This window comes from Chitinispirillales bacterium ANBcel5 (genome assembly GCA_029688955.1).
GTDB lineage: Bacteria > Fibrobacterota > Chitinivibrionia > Chitinivibrionales > Chitinispirillaceae > Cellulosispirillum > Cellulosispirillum alkaliphilum.
In genome coordinates, this window is record JARUKZ010000049.1 from 1 (window position 1) to 14362 (window position 14362).

11 protein-coding genes are annotated in these 14362 nt (G+C 42.5%); 6 read left to right on the top strand and 5 right to left on the bottom strand.

The window, feature by feature from the left end:
- Nucleotides 1–1693 precede the first annotated feature (1693 nt).
- The gene (locus QA601_17120) at nucleotides 1694–2215 is read right to left on the bottom strand and encodes a hypothetical protein (protein MDG5816821.1); all 522 of its coding nucleotides are present in this window, start codon (nucleotides 2213–2215) and stop codon (nucleotides 1694–1696) included.
- A gap of 323 nt (nucleotides 2216–2538) precedes the next feature.
- Here QA601_17120 and QA601_17125 point away from each other — a divergent pair, with 323 nt between their 5' ends.
- From QA601_17125 to QA601_17145, 5 genes are all read left to right on the top strand, one after another.
- Nucleotides 2539–2991 (top strand): hypothetical protein, encoded by a 453-nt coding sequence (locus QA601_17125; GenBank protein ID MDG5816822.1) that lies wholly within the window; start codon nucleotides 2539–2541, stop codon nucleotides 2989–2991.
- Between the two features lie 1516 nt (nucleotides 2992–4507).
- Nucleotides 4508–7423 (top strand): peptidoglycan-binding protein, encoded by a 2916-nt coding sequence (locus QA601_17130; protein MDG5816823.1) that lies wholly within the window; start codon nucleotides 4508–4510, stop codon nucleotides 7421–7423.
- 56 nt (nucleotides 7424–7479) lie between these two features.
- Nucleotides 7480–8541 carry a hypothetical protein gene (locus QA601_17135; GenBank protein MDG5816824.1) on the top strand — a complete coding sequence of 354 codons (1062 nt, stop codon included), beginning with the start codon at nucleotides 7480–7482 and terminating at the stop codon, nucleotides 8539–8541.
- A gap of 790 nt (nucleotides 8542–9331) precedes the next feature.
- Nucleotides 9332–9691, top strand: coding sequence for a hypothetical protein (locus tag QA601_17140; protein MDG5816825.1), 360 nt, complete (start codon nucleotides 9332–9334; stop codon nucleotides 9689–9691).
- A gap of 8 nt (nucleotides 9692–9699) precedes the next feature.
- Entirely contained in the window at nucleotides 9700–9927 is a 228-nt protein-coding gene (locus QA601_17145) for a hypothetical protein (GenBank protein ID MDG5816826.1), read from the top strand.
- 98 nt (nucleotides 9928–10025) lie between these two features.
- Here QA601_17145 and QA601_17150 read toward each other — a convergent pair whose 3' ends face one another.
- From QA601_17150 to QA601_17160, 3 genes are all read right to left on the bottom strand, one after another.
- Nucleotides 10026–10547, bottom strand: coding sequence for a cupin domain-containing protein (locus QA601_17150; protein ID MDG5816827.1), 522 nt, complete (start codon nucleotides 10545–10547; stop codon nucleotides 10026–10028).
- A gap of 184 nt (nucleotides 10548–10731) precedes the next feature.
- Nucleotides 10732–11121, bottom strand: a complete 390-nt coding sequence (locus QA601_17155) for a potassium channel family protein (protein ID MDG5816828.1) — start codon at nucleotides 11119–11121, stop codon at nucleotides 10732–10734.
- Nucleotides 11122–11319: 198 nt separating this feature from the next.
- A complete protein-coding gene (locus QA601_17160; protein MDG5816829.1) occupies nucleotides 11320–11511 on the bottom strand; it encodes a hypothetical protein in 192 nt (63 codons plus the stop codon).
- Nucleotides 11512–12662: 1151 nt separating this feature from the next.
- On the opposite strand from QA601_17160, the gene QA601_17165 reads away from it, so the two are divergent.
- Nucleotides 12663–13040, top strand: a complete 378-nt coding sequence (locus tag QA601_17165) for a hypothetical protein (protein ID MDG5816830.1) — start codon at nucleotides 12663–12665, stop codon at nucleotides 13038–13040.
- 325 nt (nucleotides 13041–13365) lie between these two features.
- Here QA601_17165 and QA601_17170 read toward each other — a convergent pair whose 3' ends face one another.
- A complete protein-coding gene (locus tag QA601_17170; GenBank protein ID MDG5816831.1) occupies nucleotides 13366–14346 on the bottom strand; it encodes a hypothetical protein in 981 nt (326 codons plus the stop codon).
- Between the last annotated feature and the right edge of the window lie 16 nt (nucleotides 14347–14362).

The following is a 14362-nucleotide window of genomic DNA, read 5'->3' on the forward strand; positions in this document are numbered from 1 at the left end:
CTCCTCTCTTAAGCACTGAAAGTGCGTGATACTATAGCCCGGGGTAAGCCAGTCTTCTGGCGCAACCCCGGGTATTGGTGCCGATAAAGAACCCAAGCACTGAAAGTGCGTAACATTCGTTGGAGAGTAAGAGATTTGGATTTAGAAAAAGAGATTTATATGGGGCTAAAGGCGATAGATTGGGTCACCCCCGGGCGTCAATGGTGAAATCGTGGAAGGATCCGTTTGGGGGGACCCCTGGGCTATTGTCACGGGAGGCGGATGAGAATTTCCCTGAGCTGCAATCAGATAAATTATTGAATGTTATAAGGACTGCATTATGTGACATGTAAGCTGTTGCAATGCTTCAATCTATTATTTAACTTATATGGAGAACCTGTCATTTTTACATTTTCAATTTGCGGCACTTATGCTCCTTTCATGCCTTCATATCCCACAATCCACTGCTTTAGGTAGAGCCAGTCTCTTGTTTTGGGGCTTTGAGAGCTCGATTTTTGGGGTTATTTATAGATGATAGTAAGAGGTGAAGTACGTGTGAAAGAGTTCGGGCTGGGCATTAGAAACCGATGGGAAACAGTAAGGGGTAAACTGATACCAAAGTTAGAGCGGGAAAATCTGGTTTTTGGGTGTATGGATCGAAACTGGGAGAAGGCAAATGTACCAGAAATGTGTTGGCTACGGGGAAGTTATAGGTCATTTTGCGCAAGGAATTTCTTGTAGTTTGAGCGCGGAAATAAAAACAGGGCGGAATAAGATTACAAGAATGCATTATCGCATTATAAATATGATGATTGCAGAATTATTGAATAAAATGTTCTTATGTCGATCAAAAGCATAGTGAGGTTTTATGGATTTTTATACTTTAGTTACACTAGTTATCATAGTTGCCAGTGGAATAACTTTAGGGAAACGACATTCCCCAAACACTAAATTGATGATGTTTTATTATACCGCAAGTTTGTTTTATTTGTTCTTGTTTCTATTTAGACTTATCCATTTTGAAATATCTATCTTCATTTTCGAGCTATTTTTATTTTTGATATTTGCCCTTCCTATTGCATTAAAAATGAGAAGAAATAATTTCCTGATAGGATGCCAGATATTTTTTATAGCTATTTGGGTGCTCTCAAATTACTTATTTATATTAAGCATTTGATTAACAAAAGACATATATTCTCAGAGGGTACAATGAGCACCACGAGAAAATGTCAGGGATGTCGATCCGCCCCGATCAGCGGCTCGTGAGTGTTTTCGCCGGTCTTTTTCCCCGGGGCCATCGAGTCTGCGAGTTTGGCCCCTCCCCGGCGAAATCACGAACAGAAGAGCCGGTGCGGGACTCTTAGGGCGTTCGTTCATGCAATCCCGTCCTGGATTGCAACCTTCGGGCCACCCGAAGACGGGATGGTGCTCTCCGGCCATCCATGGCCTGCGAGTGCCTACTTTCTTTAGCCCTGGAAAAAAGGGCATCGCCCGGCTACCCGTAGCAGTAGCTACTGCTACGGAGCCCAGGGAGGCGAAGGTGGCCACCCCCCAGTTTGGTTTGGTGGTAAGGAAGGTAAGAAGGCTCCAAAACAGTAGATACAGAAGCAGTCGCAGTGACAACCGAATATAAACCTTGTAAGAATCTTACTATCCCCCCTCTAAAAATTCCTGTGAAAACTCTACGGTGTATATCGTTCTTCCTGTAACTATCCTACGCTTTCTTTAAGTACTGCATAAACACCGGCTTACATGGTTTCAGTAAGCACTGTTTGTGCATCATGCCCTGTGCAGTGAGGAACATGCCCTGTGCAGTGAGGAACATGCTCTGTGCAGTGAGGAACATGCCCTGTGCAGTGAGGAACATGCTCTGTGCAGTGAGGAACACCCCCCGTGAAGTGAGGAACACCCCCCGTGCAGTGAGGAACACGCCTTGTGCAGTGAGGAACACCCCCCGTGCAGGGGTGTTTGACCCATGTTCCTCACTGTTTGACCCATGTTCCTCACTGTTTGACCCATGTTCCTCACTGTTTGACCCATGTTCCTCACTGTTTGACCTATGTTCCTCACTGTTTGACCTATGTTCCTCACTGTTTGACCTATGTTCCTCACTGTTTGACCTATGTTCCTCATTGTTTGACCCCTGTTCCTCACTGTTTGACCCGTGTTCCTCACTGTTTGGCCTCTGTTCCTCACTGTTTGGCCTCTGTTCCACACTGTTTGACCTCTGTTTCACACTGTTTGAACCAGCCCCCGGTGCTGTCTGCAATAAACAGGGTAAGCTATAAGCGATGTAAAATCATGGTATTAAGATGTGCCTGAAACAACTTGTATTCGGATGTTGGCTAAAAGATGTTGAAGCAGTTTTAACTGTGCTGTCGTGGTATTTCTATGGACGGTAAAAATTTGTTACCGAAAAGAGGCATAAAAAGTTAAATTATCGATAATTACAAGAGTTTTGAGCAAGATATTTACACTTTCAGGGCTCTTACCTATATTAGTACACTAATTTGCGTGCTAAGAATAGAGATCCAATCCCCATAGCACAGGGGTAGATATATGGTAAGCAGCGGTTCTGTTCGACATGATTCTTGTTGTAAGTACACAGGAGCGAACGGAAGTGAGCACCACGAGAAAATGTTAGGGATATCGATCCGCCCCGATCAGCGGCTCGTGAGTGTTTTCGCCGGTCTTTTTCCCGGGGCCATCGAGTCTTCGAGTTTGGCCCCTCCCCGGCGTGTTTTTATGGCCCAGAGGCAACTACCGGAAGATTTCAGAGATTTTATACGTTTCTTAAACGAAAATGAAGTTAGGTATCTTCTTGTAGGTGGGTGGGCTGTAGGAATATATGGAAACCCCAGAGCAACAAAAGATATCGACTTTCTGATTGCAATTGATGATGAAAATCTTCAAAAACTGGAGAAAGCACTCCCCGGGCTATCGTATCGGGTGATTGCAGTGCTTAAGAGTGAGATTAAGACTCAAACGTTCGATCTTTTCGGCGGGGTATAGTAGTTTCACGCAAGAACGTATCGGCACGGTCTGCAATAAACAGAGTAAGTTATAAGCGGTGTAAAATCATGGTATTAAAATGTGCCTGAAACATTACCTAACCGGATAATCCTTGTATTCGGATGTTGGCTCATTGCAGACATCAGACCACTGATTTTGGTTTTTTTCTCTTTTTCGTGCTTTCCGTGTATTCCGTGGTTGATATTCTTAGGATTTTTAACCACGGAAGGCACTGAACACACGAAAGAGGAAGAGAGATAAAAGGTTAGATTTTGGTTCAGTGAAGACATCAGACCACTGATTTTGGTTTTTTCTCCTTTCCGTGCTTTCCGTGTATTCCGTGGTTGATATTCTTAGGATTTTTAACCACGAAAGGCACGGAACACACGGAAGGGGAAGGGAGATAAAAGGTTAATTTCTAGGACGGTAAAATTTGCCACCGAAAAGGGGCATAAACAGTTACTTTATCGCTAATTACAAGAGTTTCAAGCAAAATGTTTACTCTTTCAGGTCCTTTACCTATATTAGTACACTAAATCCCGGCATTGCATTTTTAACATATCAGTGGATGTTTCCCCGTTCTCTCCAGTATCTGCTCCCACCAGCAGGAGGGCGTTTCTTTTGCAACCAGCGTATACTCACCCAGTAGTTTCTTGCAGAGGTTTATATGCTCGGTGCGATCACGATTCGCAAAGAGACCAAAATGTCCTATCCGCATAAAGCCACTGGGTAAAACATGCTACAGAAACCGTCTGATAAATTCCACTGCACAGAGTGTCATTACCTTGCGCTTACAGTCGTTCTTGTAATCTGTATAGGTGAAAGTAACTTTTCCGTCTTTAAAAGAGAGATGGCCGATCTCACACAATTTGACCACCCAATCTCAACTTATTTGACCGGTTTTCCTCTCTCCGTAATTTACCTTTCAATTTTCCTGTATTTACGATTCTTTTCAGGGAGGTTGATGTCACGAAGGAGAGTTGCAATACGAATGATACGTCAGATTTTTGTATTACCGACTGGATAAGGGAATAGGTTCAGAGAAGACCGCTCGTGAACTGAGTGTGTACGAAGAAACCGTAATAAACACAATGAAACGGATCCAGCAGTTTGCTCCTTTCATTGTTACATAAGAGATTAAACGTGGAATAGATTTACTGCCGAAGGCTTTGTTCAACACCTTTTTTTAAACGCCTTCCATACTTAAGTCAGAATAGCCTATTTATGTTGTTAATTTACTTCCCTACGAAACAATCATTAAAATTATTTTTACTGCACACAGTTTTTGGGTCCGTAGGGATTGGATATTTATAGCAACAACAACCAAAACATAGTTCCTCGTCCCGGAGGACGAATATTCTACGACTCAACTCGCAACCACATGTATATCGTATTCTACGGCATAGAAAAGATTATTATCACTTCTCCCCTTCCCATTGACCCACATCACCAAATGTTATATATTGTATTTAGTCCAGACGATTCCATCACACACACATCAAGGAGCTTACCAATAATGAACCACTCAGACCTTGACTGGAGTGTTGCGCCAAAACCTCTGAATAGAGAAACTGGCAGAGTGCAACCGGAAGAAACGGAAGATGAGAAACCCAAATTTGTAACCGGTGTAGATGAAAGTGAACGCGATCTGTATGAAGATGCCGAACCCGAAGTACGGCTCATATCTGCGCAGTGGAAACCGGGTCCAAAGGGCTTTTCTTATAATGAGCAGTGTTTTCTTGAGGTAAAAGCGGAGTATCTTAAGGAAACCATTCGTGCCAAAATACGAGGAAAACTCTTTTGCACCTTCGATGGCAAGGAGGAGGATTTAGCTCAGGAAGTAAACGGGTTTATCGAAAAAGATGGCACAGCAGTCATGGAGATTGAACACCTTTGGTATATGAACCTTGCTCATTATAATGCCTGTAAAGAGGACCCCAATACCCCCTGTAGTTATATCATAAAGAATATCACCCACTCCAGGGGTGAGAACATAATAGACAGCCCGGTACTTGAGATGCCTGTGGCGTGTAAGATCAGAGCGGATTATTTAGAAATACCTGATTGTCTGTTTCATCCTGACAGCGCTGTACCCTGCATCGATGAGGATGGTCACCTTATAAGCGAGCTTGTGACAGTCACAAACTATGCCCATGATTTCCCCGACAAAGAGCTGGTCCTCTTTGGTCATACCGACCAAACCGGCAGCGAGGGGTACAACTACGAATTATCCAGGCTGCGCTCCTGTGCAGTAAAGGCTCTTCTGGACGGCGATGAAACTGCCTGGGCTGAGATCACAAAGAACAGAAGCAGGGTCAAGGATTACCAGCAGATACTGAAAACCCTCTCGACCTCTCACAACTGGCCCTGTGACCCCGGGGAAGTTGATGACATAAACGGGCCGAAAACAGAAGAAGGGGTAAAGGCGTTTCAGGAGATGTTCAACATCAAATTCAATGAGAACATAACGGAAGACGGGAAAATCGGCCCCCAGACCTGGAAAGCGATCTTTAAGACAATACGCTCTTTTGTTGAAACAGAACCAAAGAAATTAATAGCAGAGGATACTCTGCCGGAGTTTTCCTACGGTTACAACGGTAAAGGCGTTTATCCCTGTGGAGAGAGTTTTCCCATGGAGGGCACAGACCCCAAAGACGCAAGAAATCGTCGTGTGGAGGTTGTGTTCTATGACAGGGCCCAGGCGCCTGAACTGCTTGATCATCCTGATGAGGACGTAATGGTGACAAGAGAGGAGAACCCGGTTTACGATACCGAGAGAACAGAGAGAAGGGCTATTGATGTTGTTCCTGTAAGCTGCCATTCTGAACCGTTCGCCCTTGAGTTTGTCTATCCTAATGTAATGAACCCGGACAGACCTCATAAGCAGTATGTAAACCTGGATTCAAACGGTACAAATGAGGGAAGAGAACTAACCATAAGGGTCAGGCCCAGGGGTCTGGCGCAGAATGTGGACGAGTCGGCGGTTTACTGGAAAGTCAACGCCCACGAGAATAACAGTAAGCGTACCGATCCCAAAACCGGAATTAAACCTTACTGGACGGATGCCGATTTGAGAGAATTTAACGAAGGTGAAGTAAAATGCTTCACTAAGTTTGATGACCGGGAATCCTCGATTTTACTTGTGTGCGGAGTTGCAGGAGGTGACCGGTTTACCGTGGAGGTGGGAAGTGATGGGAAGAATTATCCTTTGAGGCTTGAGGTGGAGAACTGGAGGAAGTTGTGGTATGAAATGGTTCAGCCTGAGGCACGGGGGAGTAATAGCATTTCGGATTTTACTTTTTTTAATGAAGACAGATCACCGGGATTAAGTTCAGAATCAACAAATTATATGAAAAGTGTACTTGATGATTGTTTTGTTGAGTTTGAACCGCTAAATGTGACGACATATACCAGAGAAGACTTGCCTTCAAATGGCGACTTCAATATTGTTGATGGCAGTTATATCAGAAAGGATGCTGGGAAAAAGGCTGTAGTTATGACTAGAAGGCAGGGGCTGGATATACTAAACAAAAAGAGGAAGTATACAGATAATAACAGAGCAGTTTCAGCTGTGTGGAGTGATTATCTCGCAATAGAGGTAGAATGGAGGCAGAAATTCGATGAGATTTTTGCTCCAGGAAGAGTACACACCAAACCATTTGTTTTCGAAAACAGCTTAGATAAGGGACAATTGTCAATAAATAAAATCATCTGGCATGCATCACATTGGTACGACATGTCATCTTCGGAATGGAAACCTACAGAAGAGGGAGATCCCGGTTGTGCATTCAATACGAAGCGGGAGATTACCGATAAAGATGATATAAAAGAACATATTTCATTTTTGGATTTTCGAACAATAACTATTGCTTTTCCATCATCAAAAAACACATTCCCGGGGAAATTAATACCCAGGGACAGTGATTTATGTTTCATTCACCGAAACCATTTTATTGGCCTAAGTATAGAAATAGAGGGCGTTGGATACAATCTGATAAATGGTGCCGCTCTTCGTGGAAACATCCATTTGAGTACACATGCCGGAAATATTCATCCGGTAGGTATGGCAAGGACCTTGGTGCATGAATTAGCACACAATATGGGACAGGTATATGCTGATAAACAAACAGATGCACGTTTTGGTCGCCCAGCATCCAAAGTAATTCCTGGCGTGCCGTTTCCAAAAGCAGTGCCAGAAGGATATGTATACGGAGATCGCGGACACACTGGTACCCATTGTGCATACGGTCTTGGTGTGGTTTTAAGGTCGTCACCAGATTACAGCAAAAATAGGCAGGCAGGAGTCATGCGACGATGCATCATGTATGGTGCAGGTAATATGGCATTGTCAAGACATTTCGAGTTCTGTCCAGATTGCAGGAAACACATTAAAGCTGAAGATTTAGGAGATGTACGCAGATCATGGACATAACAAAAAAAAAATTAGTGTTAATAATAATAATAATATTTAATATCTGGAGTTGCGGTATGGATGAAATGAATGATCAAACAGCAGGACCTTTTGGATTATCTGGTGAACAGTATTGGGATAATCCGATGGCAAATAAAAATGATTTGGCATCTCAGCGCCTTAGTAATAATGAGTATGGTTTGCTTGTTGATGGCCCACCAGAAGTATTCCTTCAGGATCACAGCACCGTTCCTGTTTTAGCTTTACGGGTTATAGAAACTTACCGTAGTGTGAAATATTCACTCAGTACCACTACTCAAGTTGTATCTGTTCACCTTGAAACAGGTGCTGTAATAGTTAGGAAATTGACACCCTATCCCCCTCCTCCACTTCCTGATTTCGAGGAACCACCGCCCGCACCAGGATCAATCGCGGAGTGTATCGATGAAGATCTCATGGAAATATCCTCGATCCAATCCGATCTGGGCTCAAACAGAGTCTTTTTATTGTGTGGACCGGAAATATCAAATAAAATTATGATGAAAATTGTTCCGGGTAAAAGAGGCATCAGCTATAAAGAGTACAGGGAAGTAGTAGATGCACGTTACAACATCCAAACCCCATTCCCAATAACCGGGAGCGTAAATAAACTTGAGATTGAAAGGCTCAATCCCCCTGAACCGAACAGTGAAAACACTGTTTGGGAGATGAATGCACTAAAGGAGGGTGAAGCAGATTACCGTATCACCATGACATTTAATATCAAAGGAATCAATCGTTTCATTTTTCCTGAAGAAAATCGTCCTTTAGACAATAACAACAATACCGTGTTTGCTTCTATACCGCTTGCAATGATAGTTTTTGATCAGGATAGAAATACCATACTTAGAGAACAATTCGGTATACCGGTTACAGAAGAACCATTAATTTACAATGATGACATTTGGCTTCGGGGCGGCATCTCATTTCTTTTGTCTAATCTGATCGACCCCGGGATGTACCAATACCTTTACACCTGGTTTATATGTATGGATAATATACAAATGCTTAAAATCGAGCTTGAAGAGGGATGGGAAGATGATCTGGTTCCCCCGCCCTCACGTATTCCGAAGTTCAATACTGATAAACCGGAGGAATAGAAGAGATTTTGGAGCATCAATGCCGAAAATGCCAATCGGTACGCATGGAACAGATAACCAAAGCCCTTCCCTGCCACTGCAAAACACCCCTGGTAAGGCAACCACTCTCACTGCAACACGGTAATCAAAGAGGGCAAACAAGTAGTGGGCACTAATGAAGAGAAAAAATATCTGACGTGTCTGCGTTCTGTTTCATGCCGGAGATTCTTCCTGTATGAATCGTTTTTGTAATATTTGCGAGACTTATTTTAAAATTGAGCACACTACGTCAAAATTACCTCGACCATCTTCATTTCAAAGTCGTGCACCCAAAACAATTTTCAAGCAAAATGTTTACTCTTTCAGGTCCTTTACCTATATTAATATACTAAACTTGCATGCTAAGAATAGAGATCCAATCCCCATCACAAGGGGGCAGATGTAGAGTAAGCAGCGACTCTGTTCAACATGAATCTTTATGAAATGGTTCCGCAGATGGGTGCCAGGATTGTGCTTTTGGAGCGTTTCACAAAGAATGCTTAAACGTTGTTTTAATATAAGCTGGTATATTATTCAGATGTACCGGGTTTTCTAAAGCACGCCAAAGGAGATGTATCGTTGCTCCATTGTTTAAGTTTATACTTGGCCTGATGTACCAGAAAACCATTGAACAAAAGAATGTATGCGGAGAACAGGTAATCGATGGCAACTTGTCTAAAATGTGGGAATAAACTTGGAATCCTTCAGAACTACGGATCTGACTTACAACCATCATGTTATGACTGCATGCATGGGGATCATTTCGTCAAAAATGAATGAAAAAACAATCAGGCTTTCAGCTGGGATAAGGAAGCGTTTGGCAGAGACAGCAGAAAAGTATCCGTCTGAGTTCACATCTGAAAAGGCCGGACAGGAATCTGTTGGTATCCCGATGAAAATCCTCTTATTGACACGATTTCCATTTCTGGGCCTTTACTATGATCTTATAAGGATGCAGTTTCATCATGAGTATATATATTTTATCATTGCTGATCTTCTCCTGATTTCGTTTTGCACATTTTTCTTTTCATTAGATATTCTAGGATATCGTTTGGTTTTGATGAGTGTGGTGTTTTCTATAATGGTGCATTTAGACGCGATTTCATTGAGTGGGACAAGATACAGAGAATAAGACAGCTTATGGACTACAAAAGATGGAACGATATTCATGTCGGTAAGCAAACCATAGTGGTGAATCCTGATGATCAATTTGTGTATTCAATCGAATCCCAATCCCAAATTATCAGGGTTCCTAAAAATTACTCTGAATCAAAAGAATTCATAGAATTGGTAACAGGAAAAACTGGTATTGAGATGGAATATGACAAAAAAAATATCTTTAAATGGTTGAAAAGGTTTTTTTCCTAAAAGGGCTGACCTGTTCGACCCCTATTGTATAAATGTAAAAGAGTGGTACTTCATTGATACCACCCGTTCAAATAAAGGGCTGATAACAGATCCACACATTAATTTCGCGGATCATCTTCCGGATTTATGTAGTGTATCTCTGATGGCCCTATGCTTGTCTGCTGCACAACCGTTTCTCCCTCTATAATTGCAAAGTGTGGGTTATCGGGCATCAAGGTAGTGAAACCACCGGCATCGAGCCTTTGAGTATTATCATTATCAACAGTTTCACCATAGCCGAGGTTAAAAGTTCCGGACAGAACCGTAATCCGTTCGAAACTCGGATGGGTGTGAGGGGGAATGATATAGCCATCAGGGAATCGCAGACGCACGACAAACAATCCGGTATCGGAGAGATCACCTTCCAGTACAGCATACTCTGCACCCTCAGGGAGTGAGGGGGGACCGTCCTGCCACTGAATTTCATCGGAGGTATAGATAATATGCTCCTCTGGTCCGTAGGTAGTGCGCGGGTCATAGCCATTTTCTGGCTTGCTGTGGGCATAAAAGACTAATAGACTTATAATAGCAGCAGATGCAAAAACAGTAAACAGTGCCGATACTTTTCTTTTTCCAGACATGCCTGCCTCCTTTTTGTTTATAAAAACAGAAAAAGCAAAATATATTTCTACGAACTGCTTTTTTTTTGCAAATCATGTTTTCCCCAAAATATGATCTTTTTTGTTCTTTGCCAGACATACAGCTTTTCACTTCGGGCCACTTTTAGCGTATCCATCAGTCTCTTACTTTCAGAAATAAGAGGCTTTACAGACTTCTCCTGTCCCGGTCTCCGGTTGTTTGCTCTCGATTAGCATTTTTGTTACTTTTCTCATATGCCATTTTCAACGCCTGAAGCGCTATGGCCACTATAATTCCAGTGGTGACAATCCCGAATATTCCCATACAGACAGACAACACCTTACCAAGATCGGTATCTGGAGTTATATCCCCATATCTTACCGTCATGGCCGTAATGAATGTAAAATAAAGACTGTTGAAGAAACTAATTTCCTCAGTAACTGAAAAAAGTACCCCAAGCATAAGGACAGTAAAGAATAGTATTCCCCATGCAGGGAATGTCAATACCAACAGTTTAAAAAACAACCTGATAAACAACCTGGAAAAATGTACATTCGACATCTTTGGGTTAATCATTTCCAGACATGTTCCTCCGCCTTCATTGTACTGCCTAACGCAAGCATCTTAAAGGACAATACTTTATTAGTTCATTGAAAACATGTAAAATCAGTCCCCCTTTGGGTTTACCTTTTCTTTTTCAATACCCCAATAGCTTAGTTATGAACAGTTTATGCCGATGATTTTAGTTTTATTCTATTCAACCACCATGATGTATCAGGTAGTACCTAAAGGGCATTTTTGAAATTTTAGCAGCGTTGCTTTTTGCGCGAATTCATCCTCCGTTACTATTCCCTGTGCTTTAAATGCTTTTAAGCGCTCAAGTGTAGTAACGACATCTTCATCCTGTACAGGATATGCCGGAGTTTCTTTTTCAGTGCTGGCCTTTTTAAATAGGGTCTTTGGCAATTTCTGTCTTCATCTTTCAGCAATACAATAGAATCCAAAACCCGTATGACCCCGGATTTAACACTTGCTAACCGGTCCTGAAAATAAAGCCTTCAAAACGAGGCTCTCCGGCAACAAAAGCTACAACATCAACAGATCAGTGTTTAAACATAGTTACATTCATCCTGTTTTGTTGCAACAAGCTGATATGTCCAGCTACCACCATTCCTTGTAAACATATTCAACCCTTTTATTATTCAGCATCGCAAAATAAATGCCTCCTTCGATAACCCCATCATTCTTGAGCACCTGGTGACCCGGTGCAACTGGTATGACACACGAGCCTCGCCATTAAGTGTGTATTTGACTCACCCATATAACAACCGGGTACTGTGGATCATTGGTTTCGATAATACACATCATTTCCCCCATGCATACTACAATGTTTGAGTTTTCTTCCGGTGGTATATTCCAATACTTGCTCCGGTGATGCTGGTGGAGCGGTATGATATCTACTTTGCCACCACTCAAATAGAGACAAAATGCACTGATGGTAATCGTGCAAAAAGCATCGACCTGATATAGGAAAAGGGTTTTAGAACAGGCTTAACGGGGTAATCATTGATTTCAAAATGCTCGCCCTATCGAAAGAGCTGGTGGATGGATAACGAATACATGATTTAATCCGCACTTTCTTCGCGAATTTGAATTATGTGCCTCGGTAAACCCCTACGCCGACAGACGCCCGAAGGGTGGTGCGAAGCGAAACAATCATTTACGCCATAGGGAGGATCGTAATTCCTGAAGTACTTACAGCTCCGTCTACTATAGTTTAACCGTAAAAGTGTTTTTGAAAAGAGGTATAAACAGATACATTATGACTAAATCAAATATTTTTTATGCAAAACATTTACTCTTCCAGAGCCTTTACCTATATTAACTATACTAATCGGTATGCTAAGAATAGAGATCCAGTTCCCATAGCGCAGGGGCTAGATGCAGAGTAATTTTAGAATGAATGCTTAATCGTTATACGACATATGTGAGTGTGTTCCCCTGGAGAGGAGATTTTATCGCGGTCTGGCTGTTTTTTCAAAAACTATTTAAACAAACAATTACAAGCATTATTAATGATGAAATAAATTCATCAAAAAACAACAGGAGGTTATTTTATGACGCTTTTTCAAAGTAGTGCATTTTGGATAACATATTTTGTCGTTGTTACTTTGGGGTATATATACATTTCATTTGCATTTATGGTTATAGGAAAGAAAGCCAAACTATCCCATCCAGGATTAGCATGGATTCCCGGACTAGGAATGTTTATTGTCGCTTTTCAGGCATCAAAGATGCACTGGTGGCCATGGCTGCTTTTAATAGGCTTTTTAATCCCATTTGTTAACGTTGTTGCTTTGATTTTATTCTTAGTTTATTCCATAATATGGGATTGGAAGATGTTTCAGGCGATAAATAAGCCTGGTTGGTTGGCACTACTATTGTTTGTACCTATTGTTAATTTTGTAATAATGGGAATAGCTGCTTGGGAGTAAGGAATAAAACCGGATATATTTTATTATAAATTTTTTAAACAGCCCTAACGAGAAAAAGCCGTCGCGATAATTTCTCTTATTAAATTGGCGGAAGGCCATCATCCGTTCCGTCCACTCATGCACACTCAAAAACACTAAAGGGACGTTACACTTTTGGACTTAGTTCTCGTCTTCGTATAACAGGGGATAAAGAATTCGAAGGGTTGCACCCTTCTCCCCCATTTTTTCTCAGCCAGTTTGCTAACCTTCGCGGGCACCCCAAAGCGGTAAGGTGGACCGAAGAGAACCGATCCACCCAAAGAAGATACCTACCAGTAACACTTTTCTATGCTCTGCCTCTTGATCTGATCATGAAGTCAACATCAATATCCCCGCTGCCCTCAGGCGCGTCTACAAATTCTATCTCAACAACAGATCTTACACTCTGCACCGATCTGTTTCTGATTGTTTCAGTAAAAGAGTCATATCCCTCTTCACTTGCATACAATCCCTCATTGAGATCAACACCCGAAACCAGATCATTTACCGTTAACAGCGGAAATACAATGTCTGTATCAACCGACTCGACGATTAAAAGCTTAGTATTATTTTCATCATAGTATGATACTTTAACCACTATTCTTTTATCTCCGTTTGCGTTTACGAAGCTGTTGGACCCGGCCTGAACGGAAAGATGGGATATGTAAAAAGTTTCCAAAGGAATTCCTGCATTGGTTATTTCATCGCGTACATCATCAAGGTTAATGTCCTCATAAACCAACATGGGATCACTTCCCTGATTGGGAGCTACGGTAAATGTATAACTTATTGTATCATTGGACACCACAGGTGTGAGCCCACCTGAGCCACCGCCGTCTGAACCGTCTGAACCGTCTGAACCGTCTGAACCGTCTGAACCGTCAGAACCGTCAGAACCGTCAGAACCGTCAGAACCGTCAGAACCGTCTGAACCGTCTGAACCGTCAGAACCGTCAGAACCGTCAGAACCGTCTGAACCGTCAGAACCGTCTGAACCGTCGGAGCCGTCGGAGCCGTCGGAGCCGTCGGAGCCGTCGGAGCCATCGGAGCCATCGGAGCCATCGGAGCCATCGGAGCCGTCGGAGCCATCGGAGCCGTCGGAGCCATCGGAGCCATCGGAGCCATCGGAGCCATCGGAGCCATCGGAACCATCAGAACCGTCATCACCCACTATTGGATCTCCCGGCCCTGTGGGTGAATCACCACCACTTTCGGAACATCCAATCAGAAAGAGAACAAACGCTACCATTGAAAGGTAAACTACTACTTTTTTGACTGCCTGGTTCATACTTCTCTCCTCTTTT

Excerpts from the sequence above, each read along its gene's own strand:
- QA601_17125 (MDG5816822.1), top strand. The coding sequence starts at position 2,539 with ATGGTAAGCAGCGGTTCTGTTCGACATGATTCTTGTTGTAAGTACACA.
- QA601_17130 (MDG5816823.1), top strand. The coding sequence starts at position 4,508 with ATGAACCACTCAGACCTTGACTGGAGTGTTGCGCCAAAACCTCTGAAT.
- QA601_17135 (MDG5816824.1), top strand. The coding sequence starts at position 7,480 with ATGGATGAAATGAATGATCAAACAGCAGGACCTTTTGGATTATCTGGT.
- QA601_17140 (MDG5816825.1), top strand. The coding sequence starts at position 9,332 with ATGAATGAAAAAACAATCAGGCTTTCAGCTGGGATAAGGAAGCGTTTG.
- QA601_17145 (MDG5816826.1), top strand. The coding sequence starts at position 9,700 with ATGGACTACAAAAGATGGAACGATATTCATGTCGGTAAGCAAACCATA.
- QA601_17150 (MDG5816827.1), bottom strand. The coding sequence starts at position 10,547 with ATGTCTGGAAAAAGAAAAGTATCGGCACTGTTTACTGTTTTTGCATCT.
- QA601_17155 (MDG5816828.1), bottom strand. The coding sequence starts at position 11,121 with ATGATTAACCCAAAGATGTCGAATGTACATTTTTCCAGGTTGTTTATC.
- QA601_17165 (MDG5816830.1), top strand. The coding sequence starts at position 12,663 with ATGACGCTTTTTCAAAGTAGTGCATTTTGGATAACATATTTTGTCGTT.
- QA601_17170 (MDG5816831.1), bottom strand. The coding sequence starts at position 14,346 with ATGAACCAGGCAGTCAAAAAAGTAGTAGTTTACCTTTCAATGGTAGCG.